At 71.7% G+C, this 25280-nt stretch carries 22 protein-coding genes; 17 read left to right on the top strand and 5 right to left on the bottom strand.

Going from position 1 to position 25280, the window contains the following annotated elements; genetic code table 11:
• Positions 1–138 precede the first annotated feature (138 nt).
• From AC069T_RS32535 to AC069T_RS32495, 9 genes are all read left to right on the top strand, one after another.
• On the top strand, positions 139–783 hold the full coding sequence (locus tag AC069T_RS32535; protein ID WP_478786158.1) for an HAD family hydrolase: 645 nt from the start codon (positions 139–141) through the stop codon (positions 781–783).
• A 134-nt stretch (positions 784–917) separates the two neighbouring features.
• Positions 918–1634: a VC0807 family protein gene (locus tag AC069T_RS32530; protein WP_478786157.1), complete on the top strand. Its 717-nt coding sequence runs from the start codon at positions 918–920 to the stop codon at positions 1632–1634.
• Positions 1635–1714: 80 nt separating this feature from the next.
• Complete coding sequence (locus tag AC069T_RS32525; protein WP_478786156.1) at positions 1715–2947, top strand: MFS transporter; 1233 nt, start codon at positions 1715–1717, stop codon at positions 2945–2947.
• Positions 2898–4070 (top strand): acetoin utilization protein AcuC, encoded by a 1173-nt coding sequence (locus AC069T_RS32520; protein WP_478786155.1) that lies wholly within the window; start codon positions 2898–2900, stop codon positions 4068–4070. The genes AC069T_RS32525 and AC069T_RS32520 overlap by 50 nt, the downstream gene beginning before the upstream one ends.
• 294 nt (positions 4071–4364) lie before the next feature.
• The gene (locus AC069T_RS32515; protein WP_478786154.1) at positions 4365–5180 is read left to right on the top strand and encodes a phosphatase; all 816 of its coding nucleotides are present in this window, start codon (positions 4365–4367) and stop codon (positions 5178–5180) included.
• 129 nt (positions 5181–5309) lie between these two features.
• Positions 5310–5522: a helix-turn-helix domain-containing protein gene (locus AC069T_RS32510; RefSeq protein WP_004984898.1), complete on the top strand. Its 213-nt coding sequence runs from the start codon at positions 5310–5312 to the stop codon at positions 5520–5522.
• A 162-nt stretch (positions 5523–5684) separates the two neighbouring features.
• Positions 5685–5783: a 30S ribosomal protein bS22 gene (locus AC069T_RS32505; RefSeq protein WP_003948845.1), complete on the top strand. Its 99-nt coding sequence runs from the start codon at positions 5685–5687 to the stop codon at positions 5781–5783.
• 302 nt (positions 5784–6085) lie between these two features.
• Positions 6086–7147 (top strand): NAD-dependent epimerase/dehydratase family protein, encoded by a 1062-nt coding sequence (locus tag AC069T_RS32500; RefSeq protein WP_358855292.1) that lies wholly within the window; start codon positions 6086–6088, stop codon positions 7145–7147.
• A gap of 14 nt (positions 7148–7161) precedes the next feature.
• Positions 7162–8211: a lysophospholipid acyltransferase family protein gene (locus AC069T_RS32495; protein ID WP_478786153.1), complete on the top strand. Its 1050-nt coding sequence runs from the start codon at positions 7162–7164 to the stop codon at positions 8209–8211.
• A 55-nt stretch (positions 8212–8266) separates the two neighbouring features.
• Here the strand turns inward: AC069T_RS32495 and AC069T_RS32490 are convergent, their stop codons facing one another.
• The 3 genes from AC069T_RS32490 to AC069T_RS32480 form a co-directional block, all read right to left on the bottom strand.
• Entirely contained in the window at positions 8267–9490 is a 1224-nt protein-coding gene (locus AC069T_RS32490; RefSeq protein WP_478786152.1) for a DUF5667 domain-containing protein, read from the bottom strand.
• Positions 9491–9744: 254 nt separating this feature from the next.
• On the bottom strand, positions 9745–10518 hold the full coding sequence (locus AC069T_RS32485; RefSeq protein ID WP_358855295.1) for an ECF subfamily RNA polymerase sigma factor, BldN family: 774 nt from the start codon (positions 10516–10518) through the stop codon (positions 9745–9747).
• Between the two features lie 390 nt (positions 10519–10908).
• Entirely contained in the window at positions 10909–11862 is a 954-nt protein-coding gene (locus AC069T_RS32480; RefSeq protein ID WP_478786151.1) for an HAD family hydrolase, read from the bottom strand.
• 176 nt (positions 11863–12038) lie between these two features.
• Between AC069T_RS32480 and AC069T_RS32475 the strand changes: the two genes are divergently transcribed.
• The 6 genes from AC069T_RS32475 (at position 12039) to hemB (ending at position 19129) form a co-directional block, all read left to right on the top strand.
• Positions 12039–12350 carry a glutaredoxin family protein gene (locus tag AC069T_RS32475; RefSeq protein WP_478786150.1) on the top strand — a complete coding sequence of 104 codons (312 nt, stop codon included), beginning with the start codon at positions 12039–12041 and terminating at the stop codon, positions 12348–12350.
• Positions 12351–12684: 334 nt separating this feature from the next.
• Positions 12685–13440, top strand: a complete 756-nt coding sequence (locus AC069T_RS32470) for a redox-sensing transcriptional repressor Rex (RefSeq protein WP_478786149.1) — start codon at positions 12685–12687, stop codon at positions 13438–13440.
• Entirely contained in the window at positions 13437–15140 is a 1704-nt protein-coding gene (locus AC069T_RS32465) for a glutamyl-tRNA reductase (RefSeq protein ID WP_478786148.1), read from the top strand. Before AC069T_RS32470 ends, AC069T_RS32465 begins: the two co-directional genes overlap by 4 nt.
• A complete protein-coding gene (gene hemC / locus AC069T_RS32460; protein ID WP_478786147.1) occupies positions 15137–16150 on the top strand; it encodes a hydroxymethylbilane synthase in 1014 nt (337 codons plus the stop codon). Before AC069T_RS32465 ends, hemC begins: the two co-directional genes overlap by 4 nt.
• Complete coding sequence (locus tag AC069T_RS32455; RefSeq protein ID WP_478786146.1) at positions 16147–17892, top strand: bifunctional uroporphyrinogen-III C-methyltransferase/uroporphyrinogen-III synthase; 1746 nt, start codon at positions 16147–16149, stop codon at positions 17890–17892. Before hemC ends, AC069T_RS32455 begins: the two co-directional genes overlap by 4 nt.
• A 244-nt stretch (positions 17893–18136) precedes the next feature.
• A complete protein-coding gene (hemB, locus tag AC069T_RS32450; protein WP_478786145.1) occupies positions 18137–19129 on the top strand; it encodes a porphobilinogen synthase in 993 nt (330 codons plus the stop codon).
• Between the two features lie 230 nt (positions 19130–19359).
• Here the strand turns inward: hemB and AC069T_RS32445 are convergent, their stop codons facing one another.
• The gene (locus AC069T_RS32445; protein WP_478786144.1) at positions 19360–20244 is read right to left on the bottom strand and encodes a DUF4253 domain-containing protein; all 885 of its coding nucleotides are present in this window, start codon (positions 20242–20244) and stop codon (positions 19360–19362) included.
• A 179-nt stretch (positions 20245–20423) separates the two neighbouring features.
• Here AC069T_RS32445 and AC069T_RS32440 point away from each other — a divergent pair, with 179 nt between their 5' ends.
• Positions 20424–21371 (top strand): hypothetical protein, encoded by a 948-nt coding sequence (locus AC069T_RS32440; protein WP_478786143.1) that lies wholly within the window; start codon positions 20424–20426, stop codon positions 21369–21371.
• 110 nt (positions 21372–21481) lie between these two features.
• On the opposite strand, the gene argS is transcribed toward AC069T_RS32440, so the two are convergent.
• Complete coding sequence (gene argS / locus AC069T_RS32435) at positions 21482–23251, bottom strand: arginine--tRNA ligase (protein ID WP_478786142.1); 1770 nt, start codon at positions 23249–23251, stop codon at positions 21482–21484.
• 146 nt (positions 23252–23397) lie between these two features.
• Between argS and lysS the strand changes: the two genes are divergently transcribed.
• Positions 23398–25143: a lysine--tRNA ligase gene (lysS, locus tag AC069T_RS32430; protein WP_478786160.1), complete on the top strand. Its 1746-nt coding sequence runs from the start codon at positions 23398–23400 to the stop codon at positions 25141–25143.
• The last annotated feature ends 137 nt before the right edge of the window (positions 25144–25280 follow it).

Here is a 25280-nt window from a genome sequence, read left to right as displayed (position 1 = left end):
TGCAGGGGGGACCCTGTGGGAGAGTAGGACGCCGCCGAACAAATTTTGGAGAAAACCCCCGTACCGGGATACCGGTACGGGGGTTTTCTGCGTTTTCGGCGCCTTCCGGGTTTTCCGGGGTCGTTTATTGTCGACCTCATGCGCTACGACCTGGTCATCTTCGACAACGACGGCGTCCTCGTGGACAGCGAGCCGATCTCCAACACGCTCCTGGCCGCGTACCTCACCGAGCTGGGGCACCCCACCTCGTACGAGGACTCCCTGCGCGACTACATGGGCGCCGCGATGCACCGCGTCCACGACCTCGTGGCGGAGCGCACCGGGCAGCAGCTTCCCGCGGACTTCGACGACGTCTTCCACGCGCGGGTGTTCGCGGCCTTCGAGCGGGAGTTGCAGCCCGTCGCCGGGACCGTGCAGGTGCTGGAGAAGCTGGCCGCGGACGGAGTGCCGTACTGCGTCGCCTCCTCCGGGACCCATGAGCGGATTCGGGTGGGGCACCAAAAGACCGGACTCGACCGGTGGTTCGACGACGGGCGGATCTTCAGCTCGCAGGACGTCGGGCGGGGCAAGCCGGCGCCCGACCTGTTCCTGTACGCGGCCGAGCGCATGGGCATGCCTGCGGCCAGGTGTGCCGTCGTCGAGGACAGCCCCCTCGGGGTGCGGGCGGCGAACGCGGCCGGCATGGACGTGTACGGGTTCACCGCGATGACGCCCGCCGAGAGGCTCACCGGTGCGACCGGACTCTTCGCCGACATGGGGGAGTTGGCGGACCTGCTCGCCTGACGGTGTCACCCTCCGGCGCTGACATTTGTCATCCCCGGATCCGGACGATCGTTCCTACTGCCGGCCCGGGTCGGGGCGCCAAGCTGTGTACGTCGAGAACGGGACGTACACAGTGCCTACGGAGGGATCCGATCATGAGCCTCACTGCCACCGCGAGCCGCACCGAAGCGCCTGTCGCCGCGACGCCCGCGGTGAAGGACCGGGGCTCGGCGCGGCGCGGCTTCCTGCCGCTGATCGTGGACGTGGCGGTGCCTCTCGCTTCGTTCTACCTCCTCAAGGACGGGCTCGGACTGAGCACGGTGGCCGCGCTCGGCTGGAGCAGTGTGCTGCCGGCGGTGCGGACCGTGTGGAGCGCGGTGCGGGACCGCAGACTCAACGGCCTCGCGGCGCTGATCCTGGTCGTCAACGTCGCCGGGCTGGTGCTCGGGTCGGTGGCCGGTGACCCTCGGCTGATGCTGGCCAAGGACAGCGCGATCAGCAGTGTCGTCGGCATCGGCGTCCTGGTCTCCGTGCTGCTCGGGAAGCCGATGATGACCGCGGCCATGGCACCGTTCGTCATCAAGGGGGACACGGCCAAGTCCGCCGCGTGGGACCGGCTGGTCAGCGGGTCGGAGCGATTCCGCCGGGCCGAGCGCACGTTCTCCGTCGTCTGGGGCGTGACGCTGCTCGGCGAGTGCGTGGTCCGCGTGGTGGGTGCCTACACGCTGCCGGTCGACACCATGGTCTGGCTCGGCACCGTCATCATGATCGCATCCATGGCCCTGGGCTTCCTCGTCAGCGGCGCGCTCGCAGTCGTCCCGATGCAGATGATGCTGAAGGAGGAGCTCTGCGCCGGGACGGACACGAAGTGACCGAGCGCATCAAGAGCTGAACAGAATTCATCTTCTGCTTGATCTACCCACGGGTAGGCCGGGGCCCTACGCTCGCCGCCATGACAGATGTGCTGCGGCGCGGCAGGGCCTCGCTGGCGTTCGCTTTCCTCGCCCAGGGCGTCGCCTTCGCGCTGCTGGTGACACGCATCCCGGCGATCCAGGACCGGTACGGGATATCCGACGGCCTGCTGCCGCTCTTCCTCGCCGCCGTGCCGATCCTCGCCGGAGTCGGCAGCGTCTGCACCGAGCAACTGGTCAAACGGGTGCCGCCCAGCCGCGTGCTGAGGTGGTCCCAGCCGGTCGTGCTGCTGGCCCTGCTGGGTGTCGGGGCGGGCGACCGGGTCGCCCAAGTCGCTGTCGCGCTCGGGGTGTTCGGGCTCGCGGTGGGTGCACTCGACGCGTCGATGAACATGCTCGGCGTGAGTCTGCAACGCACGTACGGACGCAGCATCATGCTCGGCTTCCATGCCGCGTTCAGCCTGGGCGGGATCGTCGGCGCCTCCCTCGCGTGGGCGGGGGCGCACTGGCATCTGTCGCTGTTCGTGTCGTACCTGCCGGTGGTGGCGGTGCTGCTGCCGGCGGCCCTGGTGGGCAGCCGGTGGTACGTCGACGGGGGTGCCCCCGGGAAGCAGCCGACGCGGGAGGGTTCGGGCGGCGCGCCGGCTGAGGCCGGTCCCGTCGTCTTCAGGCTGCTGCTGCCGCTGTGTCTGGTGATGACCTTCGCCTACATCGGGGACTCGACGGTCTCCAACTGGAGTGCGAAGTACCTCCAGGACGTGCTGGGCAGTTCCGAGCAGCTGGCGACCGTTCCGTACAACGTCTACATGGTCACCACCCTGCTGGGGCGGACGATCGGGGACGTCGGGGTGCGGCGGTTCGGGGCCGCGGCCGTCGTACGGCTCGGTGCGGTGGTGGCGGCGCTCGGGTTCGGGGCGGTGGCGGTGGCGCCGGGGCCGTGGGCCGGGATGCTGGGGTTCACGCTGCTGGGGCTCGGGCTGTGCGTGATCGTCCCGCAGACCTTCGCGGCGGCGGGGCGGCTCTTCCCCGGCGCGTCCGACACGGCGATCGCACGGCTCAACATCTTCAACTACGTGGGGTTCCTGATCGGTTCCCCCCTGGTGGGGGCGCTGGGGGACGCGTGGAACTACCGGGGAGCCATGCTCGTACCGATGGTGCTGGTTCTGCTGACGCTGAGGTATGCCAGGTCGTTCACCGCTGAACCGGACCGATACGGTGACGGGCATGAGCGGCCGCGCACAGCTGATGTGGGACGAGGCAGTAACGGGCTATGACTTCGGCCCGGACCACCCGATGGATCCGGTCCGGCTGACGCTGACCCGGTCGCTGGTCGGCGCCTTCGGGCTCGACCGGGAGATCGAGGTGGTCGCCGCGAAGCCGGCCGGGGAGTCGACCCTGCGGCTCGTCCATCGCGAGGACTACGTGGAGGCGGTCAGGGCCGCGTCCGGGAACCCCGCGGCGGCGGACGCGTCGTACGGCCTCGGGACGGCGGACGATCCCGCGTTCGCCGGGATGCACGAGGTGTCCGCGCTCATCGCGGGACAGTCCGTAGGGGCGGCGGAGGCGGTGTGGCGCGGGGACGCGCTGCACGCGGTGAACTTCGCGGGCGGGCTGCACCACGCCATGCCGGGCGGTGCCTCGGGGTTCTGCATCTACAACGACGCGTCGCTCGCCATCGCCCGCCTGCTGGAACTGGGTGCCGAACGGGTCGCCTACATCGACGTGGACGTTCATCACGGCGACGGGGTCCAGGCGGCCTTCTGGGAGGATCCGCGGGTTCTGACGATCTCGCTGCACGAGCATCCGCGGACGCTGTTCCCGCAGACCGGGTGGCCGGAGGAGACCGGCGCGGACTGTGCGGAGGGCTCCGCCGTGAACGTGGCACTGCCCGCGGGGACCGGGGACGCGGGGTGGCTGCGGGCCTTCCACTCCGTGGTGCCGGAGCTGATCGCCGATTTCCGGCCGCAGGTGATCGTCACCCAGCACGGTGCCGACACCCACTTCGAGGATCCGCTGGCGCATCTCGCGGTGTCGCTCGACGCGCAGCTGGCCGTGCAGGTCGCCTGTCACGAGCTGGCGCACGAGCACGCCGACGGGCGATGGGTCGCGCTCGGGGGCGGGGGCTACGCGGTGGTCGACGTGGTGCCGCGGTCCTGGACGCATCTGGTGGGGGTGGCGGCGGGGCGGCCGGTGGCGCCCGAGTCGGTGATTCCCGAGAGCTGGCGGCAGGAAGTGTTCGCCCGCACGCGGCAGTTGGGGCCGATGCGGATGACTGACGGGCGGTGGCCGGTGGCCTGGCGGGAGTGGGAGGCGGGGTACGACCCCGCCGACCGGCTGGACCAGGCCGTGCTGGCCGCAAGGCGGGCCGTCTTCCCCCTGCGGGGGCTGCTCGCCTAGGGCCTGTCGTTTGGATCAGGCTGGCTGTGACCGACGGTTCGTCCTGACCGACCCCAGACCCCGCGACGCCGGCGTGATCCAAACGACAGGCCCTAGGTGGGCGACGGGACGGGTCCGCCCCCCTCCGCCCCTGCGCGTCCCGTTTCCGGGGGCTTCGCCCTCGGACCCCCGCATCGCGCCCGGCTCCAAGTGCCGGACGGGCCGGCGTCCCACCGGTCGGGCTGTTACGCCAACTGTGCGGTGTTTCCGGGGTTTTCGGGGTGTGGTGGGCGGCGATGCGTCAGCATCGCTGGCGTGTTGAGCACCGGAGCATTGCGTGCGCATCTGCTGGCCGCGCGGCTGGCCGGGCCCGTCGCCACCTCGCGCGAGGAGAGCCTGCGCAGCTATCGGCTCTTCGCGGCCCGCGACCCCCGGGTGATGATCGGGCTCGATCCCGAAGGGACCTGGGGGCAGCGGGAGTTGATCGGGCTGATGGCCGACAAGTGCGGGGTGTCGGCCGATCCCGGAGACACTTCAGGGCATGATGTGATCGACCCGGAGCGGACTCTGACCGCGCTGCAGGCCTTCGCCGAGCGGCTCGGGAGGGTCGCCGAGCGCCGGGCACCGGTGCTGTTCGGCACCGGACACCCGCACCGGCTGATGGATTTCTACGCCGCGTTGGCGGACGCCCTGTCGGCGGCGGGATGTACTGTCCTCACCCCGGCGCAGGGTAGCTCTGTCGACATAACGACCCGGTTCGGCCTACGCACGTACCACGTGGACTACGTACGAGGAGTCGCGCTGGTGCGGGAACCCGGGCCGCAGGCCCCCGGGCGCACGACCGGCGCACACACGCACTCGCCGCTGCCGGTCCGGACCGTGCTGGCGGCCGCCGCGGAGGCCGGGGGACCGCTTCCCGAGCTGGTGGTCGGCGACCACGGATGGGTCTGCGGGGCAGGTCAGCTGGGGTTCGAGGCCATCGGGCTGGCGGATACGAACGATCCCGCGCTGTTCGTCGGGGAGACGGAGGGGCGGGTGTCCGTCGCCGTCCCCCTCGATGACGCTGTGCGGTCTCCTTACTACCGACCGCTTACTCGCTATGTACTCAATCGAGCGTGTCTGTCACAGTAGGCCGCCGATGGCAGCTCCTCTTCCCCACTCGCATCACCCGCCCCTACTCTGGGGAGTGAGCACGCAACGACGAAGTGTCACCGGAAGGGGAAGCCGGTGACCGTCGAGTGCGGAAGGTTCAGGTGTGTCATGGCTGCAGCTGGCGAGAGGCCTCTGAACGAGGTTCAGTTCCTGACCGTGGCGGAAGTCGCCTCGGTGATGCGAGTGTCGAAGATGACCGTGTACCGACTGGTGCACAGCGGCCATCTGCCGGCGATCCGGGTGGGGAGGTCCTTCCGGGTGCCGGAGCAAGCGGTTCATGAGTACCTCCGCGAGAGCTACGTGGGGGTGGAGACCGCCTGACGGCGGCCCCGCGGGTTCCCCGGGAGGCCCTCGCGGCCCCTCCGGGGAGCCCCGGGTGACCTCGATTACGACCTCAGCGCTCGGACGGGTAGGCTAGCCCCTCGTAGGTCGTGTGGGCCCCGGCGCCCAGCACCGAGTGAAGAGAAGTGAGCGAGGGTAGTCGTGGGCTCTGTTATCAAGAAGCGGCGCAAGCGGATGGCCAAGAAGAAGCACCGCAAGCTGCTCAAGCGCACTCGCGTTCAGCGTCGCAACAAGAAGTAAGGCCGTCCCCGCACCCGCGGGGGATCGTCCTTACGGTTGCGCGACCGCTGCGACAGCGCGCTCTGTGGCCCCCCACCGTCAGGTGGGGGGCCACAGTCATGTCCGGACGTCCGGGCCGTGGGCGGGTGCCTGTGCGGCAAATGGCTGGGTCCGGTCGCACGTGCGGGGCTGTCGTGACGTGACGCATCGGGCGGTCCTCACAGCGCGACACCGACCCGCTAGGTTGGCGGCACACGGGGAACCCGGCAGGGTACGAGCAGCGGTACGCGGTGCGGGACGAGGCGGGAAGGAAGGCGCTGATCTTGGGGAAGGTCGTGCTCGTGACCGGAGTGGCCCGTCAGCTGGGGGGCCGGTTCGTCCGGCGGATCCAGCGCGACCCGGAGGTGGAGCGGGTGATCGCCGTGGACGCGATCCCGCCCGAGCACCACCTGGGAGGCGCCGACTTCGTCCAGGCGGACATACAGCAGCCCTCGATCGCGCGCCTGCTCGCGGAGCACTCCGTCGACACGGTCGTCCACCTGGACGTGACCGGCACCCCGCTGGGCAGCGGCAGCCGGACCTCGGTCAAGGAGACCAACGTCATCGGCACCATGCAGCTGCTCGGTGCCTGCCAGAAGTCCCCGACCGTCAAGCGCCTCGCCGTGAAGTCCAGTACGAACGTGTACGGGTCCGCGCCGCGCGATCCGGCCGTCTTCACCGAGACGACCACGCCCAAGTCGCTGCCGAGCGGCGGCTTCGCCAAGGACACCGTCGAGGTCGAGGGCTACGTACGGGGCTTCGCACGCCGCCGGCCCGACGTCGCCGTGTGCGTCCTGCGCTTCGCCAACATCCTGGGCCCGAGCGCGGACTCACCGCTCGCCTCGTACTTCTCGCTGCCCGTGCTGCCCACCGTCCTCGGCTACGATCCGCGGCTGCAGTTCGTGCACGAGGACGACGTGATCGAGGTGCTGCGCCTGGCCTCGCACGAGGCCGAGCGCGGGACGCTCAACAGCGGCACGTTCAACATCGCCGGGGACGGCGTCCTGCTGCTCTCGCAGTGCGCGCGGCGCCTCGGCCGGCCCACCGTGCCGCTGCTGATGCCCGCGGTCAGCTGGGTGGGGACGGCGCTGCGTACGCTGGGCGTGACGGACTTCTCGCCGGAGCAACTGCGGCTGCTCACACACGGACGGGTCGTGGAGACGGACCAGATGCGCGACACCCTCGGGTACCGGCCGAAGTACACGACGGCGGAGACCTTCGCGGACTTCGCACGGAGCCGGGGGCCCGGACTCCTGCCTCCGGAGGCCCTCGCGGGGGCCGTCGACCGGATCGCCGCGCTGCCCGCCCTGGGCGGCGGCTCATCCCCGACGCAGAGCGCCAACTGAGGAGCGCATCAACGATGGCGGACGCCAAGGTCATTCCGTTCGACGACGACCGGTCACGCGGCGGCGCTGTGCAGCGCCCGCCGCGCCGCAGGGGCGCCGGGAGCAGGCACAAGGGCGAACACTCGGCGGTCCACGAGGTCCAGCCCCTGCCCGGCCCGGCGCCCGCGCGGGATGATGATCCCGTGACGCGAGAGAGCCCGCAGGCGCCGGAGCAGGCACCGGGCGGTGGTCTGGAGCGGCGGATCGCCGGCGGCCTGGCCTTCCTGCGCCGCCGGCTGACCGGCGACTACGAGGTCGACGACTTCGGCTACGACGCCGAACTCACCGACCAGGTCCTGATGTCCCTCATCCGCCCGGTCTACGAGAAGTACTTCCGGGTCGACGTGAAGGGCATCGAGAACATCCCGTCCGAGGGCGGGGCGCTGATCGTCGCCAACCACTCCGGGACGCTGCCGCTGGACGGCCTGATGATGCAGGTCGCCGTCCACGACAACCACCCCACGGGCCGTCACCTGCGGCTGCTCGCGGCCGACCTGGTCTTCATGCTGCCGGTCGTCAACGAGCTGGCCCGCAAGGCCGGTCACACCCTCGCCTGCGCCGAGGACGCCGAGCGGCTGCTGGCGCGCGGCGAACTGGTCGGGGTGATGCCCGAGGGCTTCAAGGGCATCGGCAAGCCGTTCAGCGAGCGGTACAAGCTCCAGCGCTTCGGCCGGGGCGGCTTCGTCTCCACCGCGCTGCGGCAGGGCACCCCGATCATCCCGTGCTCGATCGTGGGGGCGGAGGAGATCTACCCGATGATCGGCAACGCGAAGACGCTCGCCCGGGTGCTGGGCTTCCCGTACTTCCCGATCACGCCCACCTTCCCCTGGCTCGGGCCGCTCGGTGCGGTACCGCTGCCGACCAAGTGGACGATCCAGTTCGGCGAGCCGATCCGCACGGACGGCTATCCGCCCGAGGCGGCCGAGGACCCGATGCTCATGTTCAACCTGACCGACCAGGTCAGGGAACAGATCCAGCACACCCTGTACAAGCTGCTGGTGCAGCGGCGGTCGGTGTTCTTCTGACGGACACGGCGAGGGGCGCCCCCGGTGAACTGGGGCGCCCCTCGCCGTACGCGCGTTACCTGTCGTTCTCGCTGTCGATGCCCAGTCCCGGGAGGAGCCCCGGGAGGAGCGGGGGCAGCGTGACGTCCGGTTCGGCGGCGGGGCCGGTCCGGCCGGCCGAGGGGGACGAGCTGGTGTCGTCCTCGGGCGGGTCGAGCAGACCGCCCGTGTCGCCTCCGAGCAGGCCGTCGCCCTCGCTGTCCGGCGTGGACGGCTTGGGCTTGCCGCCGCTGGAGTGGCGGCTGTCCGCGGAACCGCCGGTGGCGCTGGGCGCCGGACGGCCCGTGTCCGACGAGCCCGTGGAGGTCTCGCCGGGGGTCCGCCTGGCCGGTCCGTGCTTCGCGGGCGGCTGCGGCAGCAGCGCGCGCAACGGCTCGACCTCTTCGTCCATGGCGTCGAAGACCGACGACACCTGGTCGCTGACGTCGCCGAGCTGCACGGGCAGCCGGTCGCGCAGCGCGCCCCAGGCCTCACGATGCGTCTGGGAGAAGGCGGACAGGGCCTGGATGGGGGCCAGCGAGCCGTCCCGCTCGTACTCCTCGTGCAGCAGGCGGTGTCCTTCGGACGCGTCGTGCTGCATGAGGGACAGGGCCCGGCGGATCTCGCCCAGTGACTCGTGATCGAGCGGGCCGGAGCGGTCCCGCTCCATCAGCCGGCGTGCCTCGTTCAGCCTCGTGGAGGCGTGGTCGAGGTAGATCTGTCCGCGGTCGCCGGCGTCGTCGGCCAGCCCCAGCTTGATGTCCTCCATCCCGCGCTTGAGCCCGTAGAGCGAGTCTCCGGGCAGGGCGTCGGAGCTGGCAGCGGCGACACCGCCGAACGCCCCGGCGGCCACACCGACGGTGAGCCCGCCCGCGGCAAGGCCCTTGGACAGCCGGGACCGCGGTCGCAGCTTCCCGAGGCCGGTCGCCCGATGGGCGCCCCGGCGGTGGGAGCGCTGCTCGGGTACCGAAGAATCCCTCGCTTCGCCCAGCGGAGCCGTGCCGTCCAGCAGCATGGCCTCCATCGCGGCCACGAGCTGAGCCCGCTGGACGACCTTGACCTCAGGGTCCAGTACGGGTTTGGGCAGCTCGCCGAGACCCGTGGCGAGGGCCAGCATGAGGCCCTGCTCGGTCTGTTCCGCAGCAGCCGGGGGCGGTGCCGATCCATCTGGCTGCTCGGCCGCCGTGCCCCGGTCGGACTGCTCCTCCAGGGCCTGGGCGAAGGCGTTCGCCCGCCGGTGCGCCGATACGTTCGCGATCACTGGCGGCACCTCCTCTCGTCATGACGGTCGGCTCCCCAGGGGGTCCTGAGGGTCGCACGCCCTGAGCGCACCGACACGATCGGGTGACCGGCGGAGGTCAGGGTGTGACCACAGGGAGCCTGTATCCCGCACAACGAGCGTCGCGGCACTTGGGTTACGGACGACGGATGACCGGACCGCGAAGCCAACGGACTCTTACGGAAAGTGAGTTGACCGTCGCTGAACGTGTGGGATCGCTGTGTGATCTTTCCGGGTCAGCGGGCGTCGTCCGGGAGGAGCCGTGCGAGGGTGCGCACGGCCCGGTACTGGAGAGTCTTGATGGCGCCCTCGTTCTTGCCCATCACGCGCGCGGTCTCCGCGACCGACAGGCCCTGCAGGAAGCGCAGGGTCACGCACTCCTGCTGCTGGGGGTTCAGCCGCCGCACGGCATCGAGCAGTGCCGCGTTGGACAGCGACTCCAGGACGGAGTCCTCGGGGCTGCGCTCCACCTCGTTCGCGTCGAGCATCTCGCCGGTCGTGACCTCGAGCCGGAAGCGGCTCGACTTGAAGTGGTCGGCGACCAGGTTGCGCGCGATGGTGACCAGCCAGGCGCCGAAGTCGCGGCCCTGCCAGGTGAACGTGCCGATGCGCCGCAGTGCCCGCAGAAAGGTCTCGCTAGTGAGGTCCTCCGCGGTCGCCTTGCCCCCGACGCGGTAGTAGATGTAGCGGTACACGGTGTCGCTGTACTGGTCGTAGAGGCGTCCGAAGGCGTCGGCCTCGCCGGCCTGGGCCCGCTCGACGAGATCCATCATCCGGGCGCTGTCACTGTCCGCGGCCGGGCGGCGCGCGGTGGGCGTGGCGGCCGAGCGGCCTCGTCTGCCGACCGCGGCGCTGCCCTCGGCCAGTGCGTAGCACGGGCCGACGGGTGCGGCGGAGACAGCGAGGGCGGGGACGGCGTACGCGGTGGGGACGAAGCCGCGCAGGCGGTCGAGGACCGTCGCGCGCAGCGTAGCCAGGCCCGAGGCGTCAACCCCGACGTGTGGGTACACGGGACTCCCAGAGGCAGAGCTTCCATCACGTGCAGTGCCGGATCGTTCACCCGTCGTAGCGACTGGTGGCGTCCGTCATGCGTTTGAGGAGAATAACGCTTCGTACAGGCAGCGCTACACCCAGTTGCTCAAATCATCGATTACGTCGCTTCTCTAACTGATCGACGCCTGATCAAGTACCGAATACTGATCAGTTGTTGACCGAATGAGTTCGACTTCCGCCTGGGTGCGGGGCGTGTTGTGCTCGTGTGCGTACGTCGGGACTGGCGGGGACGCTGCGGGGTAGAACAGCCGGATTGCCACTTACCGCACCCGTCCGGAACCCGTGTTCGCGCGCACTTCTGTACGGCGGCGTCAACGCGGCCGTGTCGGGGGGAGGGGTGAGGCGCGCTAGCGCCGGCGCCGGCTCAGGGCGATCGCCGCGACCGTGCCGCCCGCGACCGCGCCGACACCGGCGGCCGCCGGAATGCCGACCTTGGCGGCCTTGCGTGCCGTGCGGTAGTCCCGCAGCCGCCACTCGAAGGACCGGGCGTGCTTGCGCAGCTTGGCGTCCGGGTTGATCGCGTAGGGGTGGCCCACCAGGGACAGCATGGGGATGTCGTTGTGGGAGTCGCTGTAGGCGGCGCAGCGGGAGAGGTCCAGCCCCTCCGCGGACGCCAGCGCGCGGACGGCCTCCGCCTTCGCCGGTCCGTGCAGCGGCTCACCGACCAGCTTGCCGGTGTACACGCCGTCGACGGACTCCGCGACGGTACCCAGTGCCCCGGTCAGCCCGAGCCGGCGGGCGATCACCGTGGCGATCTCGACGGGCGCGGCCGTGACCAGCCACACCTTCTGGCCGGCGTCGAGGTGCGCCTGGGCCAGTGCCCGCGTGCCCGGCCAGATCCGCTCGGCCATGTACTCGTCGTAGATCTCCTCGCCGATCGACATCAGCTCGGCGACGCGGTGGCCCTTGACGATGGAGAGGGCCGAGTCGCGGGCGTCCTGCATGTGCTCGGGGTCCTCGACCCCGGCCAGCCTGAACCACGCCTGCTGCCAGGCGAACCGGGCGAGGTCGCGCGTCTCGAAGAACTTCCGCTTGTGCAGCCCGCGGCCGAAGTGGAACAGCGCGGCGCCCTGCATGACGGTGTTGTCGAGGTCGAAGAAGGCGGCGGCTCGCACGTCGCCGAGCACCGGGAACGCCGGTTCCTCCACGACGGCGTCGGGCGCGGCCCCGTGCGTGAGGTCCGCGAGGTCTCCCAGCTCCTGGGAGGTTTTGCGTGCTGCCTCCGCCGAGGCCTCGCCTGCCAACACGCTCCGCGCCGTGGCGGAGCGCCTACGGGGAGTGAGCCATCCGAGAGCGGCCATGCCGTGAGCATAGCCAGTCTGTTCGGTCGTTCCGGAGTCGAGAGGATGCGGGGCTGTGAACTCTCCACGACCGTGCCGTGAAAGGGGAGGGCGTTCCGGCGCGCCGCGCCCGCGTCCTCGCGCCGCCGGGGGTACGGGGGCCTGGTCGGGGGCGTCCGGGCCGCGGCGGGGCGAGAATGGCCGGCATGAGTCCCCTGTTCCGGCGCAGTGACCGCCCCAAGGAGAAGACGGACATGACGAAGGCACCGCGCGAGCGTCTGGTCACCCTCATCAGGAAGCCCGGGTGCCATCTGTGTGATGACGCACAGCTGGTGGTCGAGAAGGTCTGCGCGGAGACGGGGGTCCCCTGGGAGGCGAAGGACATCACCCGGGACGAGGAGCTGAACCGTCAGTACTGGGAGCAGATCCCGGTCGTGCTGGTGGACGGCGCCCAGCACACCTTCTGGCGGGTCGACGAGCAGCGTCTTCGCAGGGCCCTGACCGCGTGAGCGATGGCCGGTTCCCGCGGGTTCCGCTGTCCGGAGCGTGACTGACTGATCAGTCCAAGTGGTCCGGAAAGTCGCTTAGGATCGAGGGTGGTTCAGATCTCGGGGGCGGGACGCGTAAGGAGTGTGTACGGTTTTGCCCCCATCCAGCGAGGAACGAAGGTGCGCGCGCGCCGGTTCCGTACGCATGCCCCGGGGGCGCGTGACCCCGGTCACGTTGGCCGGGCAAATCGGACACCATCTTTGTGCACGCGTTCACAAAGACATAGCCTGCTTTCGACGGGGCGGTCCGGGAACGTGTGACCGCCTGCAGCCCCGCTCTACCCGCAGGAGCACCGTGGCAACTGGCCGAACTCACCGACCGGCGACCCGCAGCCGAGGGATTCCCGAGGCCACCGTCGCCCGCCTTCCGCTGTACCTCCGAGCCCTCACCGCCCTGTCGGAGCGCTCGGTGCCCACGGTCTCCTCCGAGGAGCTCGCGGCCGCCGCGGGGGTCAACTCCGCGAAGCTGCGCAAGGACTTCTCCTACCTCGGCTCCTACGGGACCCGCGGTGTGGGGTACGACGTCGAGTATCTCGTCTACCAGATCTCCCGTGAGCTGGGCCTGACCCAGGACTGGCCGGTTGTGATCGTCGGGATCGGCAACCTCGGCGCCGCGCTCGCCAACTACGGCGGCTTCGCCTCCCGCGGCTTCCGGGTCGCCGCGCTGATAGACGCCGACCCCGCGATGGCCGGCAAGCCGGTCGCCGGGATCCCCGTCCAGCACACGGACGAGCTCGAGAAGATCATCGACCAGAACGGTGTCTCGATCGGCGTGATCGCGACGCCCGCGGGCGCGGCCCAGCAGGTCTGCGAACGCCTCGTCGCCGCCGGAGTCACCTCCATCCTGAACTTCGCGCCGACCGTCCTGTCCGTCCCGGACGGCGTCGACGTGCGCAAGGTCGATCTCTCCATCGAGCTGCAGATCCTCGCCTTCCACGAGCAGCGCAAGGCCGGCGAGGAAGCCGCGGCCGAGGCCGGGGCCCTCGCCCCGGCCCCGACGGAGACCGAGAAGGGACCGGACGGGGATCTCCCCGCCGTGATGCCGGCATGAGTCTCCTCGTCGTCGGGCTGAGCCACCGCAGCGCTCCGGTCAGCGTCCTGGAACGGGCCACGCTGCCCGCGGACACGCAGGTCAAGCTGCTCCAGGACACCCTCGCCGCCGAGCCGGCCACCGAGGCCGCGGTGCTCGCCACCTGCAACCGCATCGAGCTGTACGCCGACGTGGACAAGTTCCACGCGGGCGTCGCCGAGCTGTCCACCCTGCTCGCCCGGCACAGCGGGGTCGGGCTCGACGAGCTCACCCCCTATCTGTACGTGCACTACGAGGACCGGGCCGTCCACCACCTCTTCTCCGTGGCCTGCGGCCTGGACTCGATGGTGGTCGGCGAGGGCCAGATCCTCGGCCAGATCAAGGACTCCCTCGCCACCGCGCAGGAACTGCACACCGCGGGCCGGCTGCTGAACGACCTGTTCCAGCAGGCCCTCAGGGTCGGCAAGCGCGCCCACTCCGAGACCGGCATCGACCGCGCGGGCCAGTCCCTGGTCACCTTCGGCCTGGAGCAGCTCTCGTCCGGCGCCGCCGTCGACAGCTGGGCCAAGGGCAAGCGGGCACTGGTGATCGGCGCGGGCTCCATGTCCTCGCTGGCCGCTGCGACGCTGGCGCGCGCCGGAGTCGCCGAGGTCGTCGTGGCCAACCGCACGCTGGACCGCGCCGAGCGGCTCGCGCAGATCCTGGCGCAGGGCGACGACACGGACGTGCTGGCCCGCGCGGTACCGATCGACTCGGTGCCGCGCGAGCTGACACGTGCCGACATCGGCGTCTCCTGCACCGGCGCGACCGGACTGGTCCTGACGGCGGACACGGTCGCGACCGCCGTCGAGGGGCGCACGGGCACGCCCGCCGAACTCCGCGGAGCCGCCCCCGCCGGGCCGGCGCGCGGACTCGCACCCGCCGGCGCGGGCACCGAGGAGGGCTGCCCCCTCGACCTGCCGGCCGTGCAGGGCGCCACCGGCTTCTCCGTGATGGGGGAGGCCGCGGTGGCCGGTCTGGACGCCGCCACACTGGAACAGCACGCGGCCTGGGTGGACAACGCCCCCGGCGAGCGGCGCGACAACCGCCGTACACCCGAGGCCGAGGCCGCACTCATCACCGCGCTGGCCGCCACCGCCGCCACCATCGGGCGGGTGCCCGAGCGGCGCAGGCTCGAGCCGGCCGAGGCCACCCGGCCCGCGCCCGTGCTCGCCCTGCTGGACCTCGCGATGCCGCGCGACATCGACGCCGCCGTGCACCGGCTGCTCGGCGTGCGGCTCGTCGACATCGAGTCGCTCGCCGAGGCGTCGGCGGACGCGCCGATGGCCGCCGACGTGGACCAGGTGCGCCGGATCGTGTCCGACGAGGTGGCCGCCTTCGGCGCCGCCCAGCGGGCCGCCCACATCACCCCCACCGTCGTCGCCCTGCGCACCATGGCCGCCGACGTCGTCGCGAACGAGATCGCGCGGCTCGACGGACGGCTGCCGGACCTCGACGACAAGCAGCGCGGGGAGATCACCCAGACCGTACGGCGGGTGGTCGACAAGCTGCTGCACGCGCCGACCGTACGGGTCAAGCAGCTGGCCGCCGAGCCCGGCGGCGCCGGGTACGCGGACGCGCTGCGCACCCTCTTCGACCTGGACCAGGAGACGGTCGCCGCCGTCTCCCGGGCCTCCCAAGACATCAGCACCGAGAACGCCGAGAACCGAGGGCGAGCATGAGTGAGCCGCGTGAGCCGAAGGGGCCGGCCGCACCGTCCCCCGGGCGAGCAGACGAAGCAGGGCCACTGAGGCTCGGGACCAGGCGCAGCAAGCTCGCCATGGCCCAGTCCGGGCAGGTGGCCGAGGCCGTGAGCCGGGTGACCGGGCGTGCCGTCGAACTCGTGGAGATCACCACGTACGGCGACACGTCCCGCGAGAACCTCGCGCAGATCGGCGGCACGGGTGTCTTCGTGACCGCGCTGCGCGAGGCGCTGCTGCGCGGCGAGGTCGACTTCGCCGTGCACTCCCTCAAGGACCTGCCGACCACGCAGCCCGACGACCTCGCCCTGGCCGCCGTGCCGGTGCGCGAGGACCCGCGCGACGTCCTCGTCGCCCGCGACGGGCTCACCTTCGCCGGGCTGCCCGACGGCTCGCGGGTCGGCACCGGTTCGCCGCGCCGCATGGCGCAGCTGAACGCGTACGCCCGCAGCCACGGGATGTCGATCGAGACGGTCGCCATCCGCGGCAACGTCGACACACGGATCGGGTTCGTGCGCAACGGCCAGCTCGACGCCGTCGTGCTGGCCGCCGCCGGGCTGAACCGGATCGGCCGCAGCGACGAAGTGACCGAGTTCCTGTCGGTCGACACCGTTTTGCCCGCCCCCGGCCAGGGGGCCCTCGCGATCGAGTGTGCCGCGGACCACGCGGACCTCGTCGCGGCGCTCGGCGAGCTCGACGACCCGTTCACCCGGGCCGCCGTGACCGCCGAGCGATCCCTGCTCGCCGCCCTGGAGGCCGGCTGCAGCGCACCCGTGGGTGCGCTCGCCGACCTGCTGGCCGACGGGCAGACTGTCAAGGAGATGCGCCTGCGCGGCGTCGTCGGCACGACCGACGGCTCCTCGCTGGTGCAGCTGTCCACCACCGGTCCCGTGCCCGGGACACACGAGCAGGCAATGGAACTCGGCCGCGAACTCGCCGCCGAGATGCTCGCCAAGGGCGCGGCCGGTCTGATGGGGGAGCGAGCACTGTGAGCCCCACCAACCTTTCCGCCGGACTCGATCACGGGCACGTCACCTTCCTCGGTGCCGGACCCGGGGATCCGGGACTGCTGACCCTGCGCGCAGTGGAGGCGCTGGCGAACGCGGACGTACTCGTCGCCGAGCACGAGGTGCTCGACGTGGTGCGCACGCACGCCAGGCAGGGCGTCGCCGTGCTGGAGACGGACGCCGCTGCCGGCGCGCCTTCGGGGGTGTCCGTGGCCGCGTCCGCAGGCGCGTCCCCGGATGCCCGATCGGGCTCAGGCACGCCTAGGCTGGCGGTGGTTGACGGTTCGTCAACGACCGCTGGTGCCCCCGCTTCGAGGGGTGCGGCCAATCTTGTCATGGAGGCCGCACGGGGCGGCAAGCGGGTCGTGCGTGCGGTGTCCGGAGACCCCGGCCTCGACGCGTACGCCGCCGAGGAGATGCTGGCCTGCGTCGCCGCGGGTGTGCCTTTCGAGGTCGTGCCGGGTGTCGCCGCCGCCGTGGGCGTGCCCGCGTACGCCGGTGTGCCGCTGCGGGACGCGCAGGGCGCCGACGTGCGGTTCGTCGACGCGCGTACGGCTTCGGACCGCTGCTGGACCGAGGTCGGGGTGTCGGACGGGACCCTCGTGGTGTCGGCGACGCTGGACTCGGTCGGCGCGGCCGCGAGCGAGCTGGTCGCCGCCGGGCGCAAGCCCGATACGCCGATGAGCGTGACGGTCGCCGGTACGACGACCCGGCAGCGGACCTGGTCCGCGACGCTCGGGACGATCGCGCAGACGCTGAAGCAGGCGAAGGTGCTGCCGTCGCCGGACGGCGGACGCCCGGTCATAGCCGTGGTCGGTGAGCGTTCCGCCGCCGCCCAGCGCGACCAGTTGTCGTGGTTCGAGTCCAAGCCGCTGTTCGGCTGGAAGGTGCTCGTGCCGCGGACGAAGGAGCAGGCGGTGTCGCTCTCCGACCGGCTGCGTTCGTACGGAGCGGTGCCGCACGAGGTGCCCACCATCGCCGTCGAGCCGCCGCGCACGCCCCAGCAGATGGAGCGCGCGGTCAAGGGCCTGGTGACCGGGCGGTACGAGTGGATCGCCTTCACCTCGGTGAACGCGGTGCGCGCCGTGCGCGAGAAGTTCGAGGAGTACGGGCTCGACGCCCGCGCCTTCGCCGGGATCAAGGTCGCGGCGGTGGGTGAGCAGACCGCCAAGGCACTCGTCGCGTTCGGTGTGAAGCCGGACCTGGTGCCGAGCGGTGAGCAGTCCGCGGCCGGGCTGCTGGAGGACTGGCCGCCGTACGACCCGGTCTTCGACCCGATCGACCGGGTGTTCCTGCCGCGCGCCGACATCGCCACCGAGACGCTGGTCGCGGGGCTGATCGAGCTGGGCTGGGAGGTCGACGACGTCACGGCCTACCGGACCGTGCGGGCGTCGCCGCCGCCGGCGGAGACGCGTGAGGCGATCAAGGGCGGCGGGTTCGACGCGGTGCTGTTCACCTCGTCGTCGACCGTGCGGAACCTGGTCGGCATCGCCGGCAAGCCGCACAACGTGACCGTGATCGCGTGCATCGGCCCGGCCACCGCGAAGACGGCGGAGGAGCACGGGCTGCGAGTCGACGTGATGGCTCCCGAGCCGTCCGTGCTCAAGCTGGCGGAGGCGCTGGCGGACTTCGGGCTCCGGCGGCGGGCGGCCGCGCTGGACGCCGGGGACCCGGTGACGCGGCCGAGCGAGCGGCGGCCGGGGTCGCGGCGGCGCCGCACCACGTAACAGGGCCTCGGTGCGCGGGAGGCTACGTCGCCCGTCACGCACCGGGTCGTGAGCCGGCCCTACGGAAGGGGCGGCACCGGAACCCTCCGGTGCCGCCCCTTGTGGCTCCCCGAGTCGTGGGCGCGGCCGTACCGCGGTGGACGTGAGGGTGCCCGGACTGCTCCCGATCGGCCCGGCGTGCCGTGGGCCGGGTACCGGCACGGTGTCGGCAAGGGCATGCCGGGGGCGGGCGTAGCGTGGGTCCATGACCAAGTACGGATCCTTCCCCGGTACGCGGCCGCGGCGGCTGCGTACGACGCCCGCCATGCGGCGCATGGTCGCCGAGACCCGCCTGCACCCCGCTGACTTCATCCTGCCCGCGTTCGTGCGGGAGGGCGTGAGCGAGCCGGTGCCGGTCAAGGCGATGCCGGGGGTCGTGCAGCACACCCGCGACAGCCTGAAGAAGGCGGCCGTCGAGGCGCTGGAGGCCGGGGTCTCCGGAATCATGCTCTTCGGTGTGCCGGAGGACGGGAAGAAGGACGCCCAGGGCACGGCCGGGACCGACCCCGACGGGATCCTCCAGGTTGCCCTGCGCGACGTGCGCGCCGAGGTCGGGGACGACCTGCTCGTCATGTCCGACCTGTGTCTCGACGAGTTCACCGACCACGGACACTGCGGTGTCCTCGACGAGCAGGGGCGCGTCGACAACGACGCCACGCTCGAGCGGTATGCCGAGATGGCCCAGGTCCAGGCCGACGCCGGTGCCCATGTCGTGGGGCCGAGCGGGATGATGGACGGTCAGATCGGGGTCGTCCGGGACGCCCTCGACCAGATCGGCCGGGAGGACGTCGCCGTCCTCGCGTACACCGTCAAGTACTCCTCCGCCTTCTACGGCCCCTTCCGGGAGGCCGTCGGCTCGTCCCTGGAGGGCGACCGGAAGACGTATCAGCAGGACCCGGCCAATCTGCGGGAGTCCCTGCGGGAGCTGGCCCTCGACCTGGAGGAGGGGGCCGACATGGTGATGGTCAAGCCGGCGGGCCCCTACCTGGACGTCCTCGCCCGGGTCGCGGACGCCGTCGACGTGCCCGTGGCCGCCTACCAGATCTCCGGCGAGTACGCGATGATCGAGGCCGCCGCGGAGAAGGGCTGGATCGACCGCGACAAGGCGATCCTGGAGGCCCTGACCGGCATCAAGCGCGCAGGCGCCCGGAACATCCTCACGTACTGGGCGACCGAGGTGGCCCGGCAGCTGCGGTGACGGCCGGGCCGGTGGCCGTCGCCCGGTAGCCGAGCGCGTCGTCCAGTGGCAGCAACGTGGGGCGCCGCCCCGCGTACACCTGTCCGCTGGGCGGCTCGGAGGGGGCGCGGGGGGAGTACGCGCCCCAGGTCACCGGCCGACGGGCTCCACCCCCCCGACGGGGCCGCCGGCCCTGAAGCCTGGCGGCCCGACGGGGTGCGGGGACCGCCCAGGCACCGGTGCGGGCCCCGTCAGTCCCACCGGAAGGACCAGGCCCGCTTGCCTAGCACCTCGTGCGCCGCGTACGCGCGCAGTGTCTCGTGACCGCCCCGGGTGATGTTGTCCGGGCAGAGGGCGAAGTGCTCGGCGGCGACCGCCTCGGCCTCGGCCGTGGTGGCCGGCGGGGCCGCCACGGACAGAACCAGCCGGTCGGAGGCGAGCGCGACCACCCGTATCCCGAAGCGGTCCTCCCACGAGCGCAGCACCGCCGAGAGCCGCGCGACGTCGTTCTCGTGATTCACCGCGCCCGACCAGCCGATGGCCGCCGGGAGGTCCGCGCTGCGGCGGGCCGGGACCAGTGCCGGGCGGGGCTCCTTCAGCCAGGAGTCACCGCCGGCGAGGGAGTCGGCGACCTCGCCGGCCCGGGCGTCCGGATCGGCGTCCAGCGGGCCGGCCGGCGCGAGCCCGGGCCACAGGGGCCCGAAGGGGGCGACCGTCTCGTCGTAGGTCGCGGGGGGACCGAAGACCTCATCCACCCTGTCCTGGTCGGGGTGGTCCGTGACGTCGGCGAGCTCGTCCGCCGCGTACTCCTCCCAGAGGTCCGCCAGCACGTCCTCCGCGTCGTGGTCGCCCGCGTACGACGTCCTGGCGGGGCCCAGGTCCCAGGCGGCGGGCCCGCCCTCGTCCTTCTCCCCGGAGGCGATGAGCACGGGGTGCAGCCCCACCGTCCGCCGCGCGGCCGACAGCCGCAGCCAGTCGCCGGGGGCCGCCGGCCCGTCGGCGCACCACAGAAGCGGTTCGTGCCAGGGGCCGTCGACCGTCTCGTCGACCAGGGTCCCGGGCGGGAGTTCGAGCCCGAGCGCGCGACCGCTCGGGTCGGCCCTCAGCTTCGGCAGCGGATTCGGAAGTGTCGCCATGCCGGTGACTGTAGGGGGAGCCACTGACAATGGCCCGGGAGTGGGTGTGGCGCCGTTCAACGCCCTTCCTGGTGCGGGGAGTTGGCTGGTTTCCGGCAGCCGGAAGGCGGTGGCGGGAGTTACAACAGGGGAGCGGGTGTCCAGTGGGGACGCCCGTTCTCACGGAGGGGGAGACATCCGTGCGCAGCAGCACAGGATGGCGACGCGTATGGACCGGCGGGGCCACCGCCCTGACCGCGACGGTCTGGCTCGTCACGGCGCAGACGGCGCCCGCCGGGGCGGCAGTCGGCACACCGGCGCCCGTGACCAGGTACAGCCACACCAGCCAGGCCGGTGACTACATCGGCCAGGGCGCCAGTGCCGCGTTCACGCCGAGGACGGCCACCATCACCGCGCGGGGCACCGAGGAGTCGGTACGCGTACGCGTGTCCACCGCCGGCACCTGGTGGGACGTCGAACTCGCCGCGCCGACCGGCGAGAAGCTGCGGCCCGGTGTCTACCGCGACGCCGAACGGGCGGCGGCCCGCACCGGCCGCGCTCCCGGCCTCGACGTGTCCGGGGACGGGCGCGGCTGCAACGAGGTCTACGGGCAGTTCTCGGTCAACCAGATCGAGACGGACGCGTCCGGCGAGGTCACCGTTCTGGACGCGACCTACACCCAGCGCTGCGAGCGCGCGGACGCCCCGGCGCTCAAAGGCGTCGTCAAGTACCGTGCCCTGCCGCTGTCCTACGCCTACACCAGCGACCCCGGGGACGCCATCGGCCGGGGCGCGAGCCTCACGCACACCGGCGCCACGAGCACCTTCGGCCTGCGCGCGTGGGGCGACGGCGTCCAGTACGACGTGTCCGGCCGACGCGAGTACTTCACGGCGCTGCTCACCCCGCCCGCCGGCGAACAGCTGGAGGCGGGACGCACCTACCGGGCGGAGCGCGCCGCCGGGGAAGGCGTCGCCGGACTCGACGTGCAGGGCAACGGGCGCGGCTGCAACGCCACCACGGGCGAGTTCACCGTCACCCGGCTCGCGCGCGGCGACGACGGCGCCGTGCGGGCGTTCGCGGCGACCTTCGTCCAGCACTGCGAGGGCGGCGATCCCGCCCTGCGGGGGACCATCCACTACTACGCCTGACGAGCGGCGGGCCCGGCAGGCCGACGCCCGGCAGGCCGACGGCCCCGGTGGGACGGCCGGGGCCGTCCTGCCGGGGCCGTCGCCGTGCGGTGGCCGGGGCCGGGGCCCGGTCAGAGACGCTCGGGGGTCCTGATGCCCAGGAGCGCCATGCCCTGGTGGAGCGTGCGGGCCGTGACGGCGCAGTAGAAGAGGCGGTTCTCGACCCGGGCGGGGCTGTCCGCCTTCAGGACCGGGCACTTGTCGTAGAACGTCGTGTACAGCGAGGCCAGTTGGTACAGGTACGCCGCCAGCTTGTGCGGGGCGTACTCGGCGGCGGCCTCGGCGACCGTCTCCGCGAACCGGTCCGCGTGCAGGCCCAGCTCACGCTCGGCCGGGGCCAGTTCGAGCTCCGGGTGCGCCGCCGGGGAGATGTCGCCCGCCTTGCGGAGGATCGACTGGATCCGGGCGTACGCGTACTGGAGGTAGACGCTGGTGTCGCCGTTCAGCGAGACCATCTGGTCCAGGTCGAACTTGTAGTCGCGGTTCGCGGACGTCGACAGGTCCGCGTACTTCACCGCGCCGATGCCGACCTGGGTGCCGCGCTCGGCGATCTCCTCCTCGGACAGCTGCCCCTGCGTGTCCTTCTCGCGGACGACCGCCGTCGCCCGCTCGATCGCCTCGTCCAGCAGGTCGACCAGCCGGACCGTCTCGCCCTCACGGGTCTTGAACGGCTTGCCGTCCTTGCCGAGCACCGTGCCGAAGGCGAGCTGGACGGCGTCCACGTCGTCGTTCAGCCAGCCGGCCCGGCGCGCGGTCTCGAAGACCATCCTGAAGTGCAGCGCCTGGCGGGCGTCGACCACGTAGAGCAGGGTCGAGGCCTTCAGGTGGAAGACGCGGTCCCGGATCGCGGAGAGGTCGGTCGCCGCGTACCCGTAACCGCCGTCGGACTTGCGCACGATCAGCGGGACCGGGTTGCCGTCCGGGCCCTTGATGTCGTCGAAGAACACGCACAGGGCGCCCTCGGAGCGGACGGCGACACCCGACTCCTCCAGCAGTCGGCACGTCTCGTCCAGCATGTCGTTGTAACCGGACTCGCCGACCACGTCCGGGTCGCGGATCTCCATGTCCAGCTTCTCGAAGACCGAGTAGAAGTAGATCTTCGACTCGTCCACGAACTTCTGCCACAGCGCCAGCGTCTCGGCGTCGCCCGCCTGGAGGTCGACCACCCGGCGGCGGGCCCGCGTCTTGAACTCCTCGTCGGAGTCGAACAGCACCCGCGAGGCCTTGTACAGCCGGTTCAGGTTCGACATGGCCTCCTCGCCGGAGACCTCGCCGCCCTTGTGGTCCAGCTCGTGCGGGTGCTCGATCAGGTACTGGATGAGCATGCCGAACTGGGTGCCCCAGTCGCCGATGTGGTGACGCCGTACGACCGACTCGCCGGCGAACTCCAGGAGTTGCACCACCGCGTCGCCGATCACCGCGGAGCGCAGGTGGCCGACGTGCATCTCCTTGGCCACGTTCGGCTGCGCGTAGTCGATGACCGTGGTGCCCGGGTGCTCGGCGCGCGGGACGCCGAGGCGGCCCTCGGTGTCCGCGGCGCGGGCCGCGAGGTTCCCGGTGATCGCCGCGTCGGTGACCGTGACGTTCAGGAAGCCGGGCCCGGAGACCTCGATGTCCTTGATCACGGCACCGGACTCGACCCGCGCCACGACCTGCGTCGCCAGCTCGCGCGGGTTGGCCTTCGCCTTCTTCGCCAGCGCCAGGATCCCGTTGGCCTGGAAGTCGGCCCGGTCGCTTCGTCGCAGCAGCGGGTCCGCGGAACCCGCCTCCGGCAGTGCTGCCGAGAGGGCGTCCGCGAGGCGCTGGTGGACGGAAGCGGTGAGGGACGTGACCGAGGCCATGGAGTGATGCCGTTCTGCTCGGGTTCCAGGAGGTGCTGAGGACGGAAAGCCCCAGTATCCCATGCGGTGAAAAGCCGTTTTCGCGGTTCCGGCCCGAGCTGGGAGAATGGTGGCGTCAGCCGTACTGGCGTATGAGAAAGAAGGACGTGCCGATCGTGGCTCAGAGCACCGAGACCACCGACTGGGTCTCCCGTTACGCGGATGAGGTCATCGCCGAGTCGGAGCGTCGGGCCCCGGGCAAACCAGTGGTCGTCGCGTCCGGACTCTCCCCCTCCGGCCCGATCCACCTCGGCAACCTCCGCGAGGTGATGACCCCGCACCTGGTCGCCGACGAGATCCGCCGCCGCGGGTACACCGTGCGCCACCTGATCTCCTGGGACGACTACGACCGCTACCGCAAGGTCCCGGCCGGCGTCGCGGGCGTCGACGCGTCCTGGGCCGAGCACATCGGCAAGCCGCTCACCTCCGTACCCGCGCCCGCCGGCTCCGCGCACCCGAACTGGGCCGAGCACTTCAAGGCCGCGATGACCGACTCGCTCGCCGAGCTCGGCGTGGAGTACGACGGGATCAGCCAGACCGAGCAGTACACCTCGGGTGTCTACCGCGACCAGGTCCTGTTCGCGATGAAGCACCGCGGGGACATCGACGCGATCCTCGAGCAGTACCGCACCAAGAAGGCCCCGCCGAAGAAGCAGCAGTCGCAGAAGCCGGTCGACGAGGCCGAGCTGGAGGCCGCCGAGGGCTCCGGCGCGGCCGACGAGGACGACGGCAGCGGTTCCGCCGCCGGGTACTTCCCGTACAAGCCCTACTGCGGGCAGTGCGAGAAGGACCTGACGACGGTCACCTCCTACGACGACGACAGCACCGAGCTCGCCTACACCTGCTCGGCCTGCGGCTTCGCGGAGACCGTCCGGCTGAGCGAGTTCCACCGCGGCAAGCTGGTCTGGAAGGTCGACTGGCCCATGCGGTGGGCGTACGAGGGCGTCGTGTTCGAGCCCAGCGGCGTCGACCACTCCTCGCCCGGGTCGAGCTTCCAGGTCGGCGGGCAGATCGTCGGGATCTTCGGCGGCAAGCAGCCGATCGGCCCGATGTACGCGTTCGTCGGCATCAGCGGCATGGCGAAGATGTCGTCCTCCAAGGGCGGCGTGCCGACCCCGGCCGACGCCCTCCAGATCATGGAACCGCAGCTCCTGCGCTGGCTCTACGCCCGCCGCCGGCCCAACCAGTCCTTCAAGATCGCCTTCGACCAGGAGATCCAGCGGCTCTACGACGAGTGGGACAAGCTCGCCGCCAAGGTCGCGGACGGCACCGCCCTCCCGGCGGACGCCGCCGCCCACACCCGGGCCGTCGGCACCGCCGCCGGGGAGCTGCCGAAGACCCCGCGTCCACTGCCGTACCGCACCCTCGCCTCCGTCGCCGACATCACCGCGGGCGCCGAGGACCAGACGCTGCGGATCCTCAGCGAACTCGACCCCGGCAACCCGCTCACCTCGCTGGACGTGGTCAGGCCCCGGCTCGACAGGGCCGAGGCGTGGATCAACACCCAGGTCCCCGCCGAGCAGCGCACCGTCGTCCGCGAGGAGCCCGACGCCGAGCTGCTCGCCTCCCTCGACGACGAAGGCCGCGAGTCGCTGCGCCTGCTCCTGGAGGGCCTGGACGGCCACTGGTCGCTGGACGGCCTGACCCACCTGGTCTACGGCGTCCCGAAGGTCCGGGCCGGCTTCTCCGCCGACGCCACCCCGAAGGAGCTCCCGCCGGAGATCAAGGTCGCCCAGCGCACCTTCTTCGCCCTCCTCTACCACCTGCTGGTCGGCCGGGACACCGGGCCGCGCCTGCCCACGCTGCTGCTCGCGGTGGGCCAGGACCGGGTGCGCAAGCTGCTCGGGGCCTGACCGCCCGTACGACGAGAGGGGGCGCCCGGTGATCACCGGGCGCCCCCTCTCTTCGCCCCGGTCCCCCCCAACGTGTTCCTCCTCCCGCCCCCTGCTTGGACGGTTCTTGGGGAGGTGTGCGTCGCGCTCCTGCCCGC

Source organism: Streptomyces sp. NPDC043867, assembly GCF_056435845.1.
Note: the sequence above shows the minus strand (reverse complement) of the source record. Positions and strands in the feature narration are given on the sequence as shown.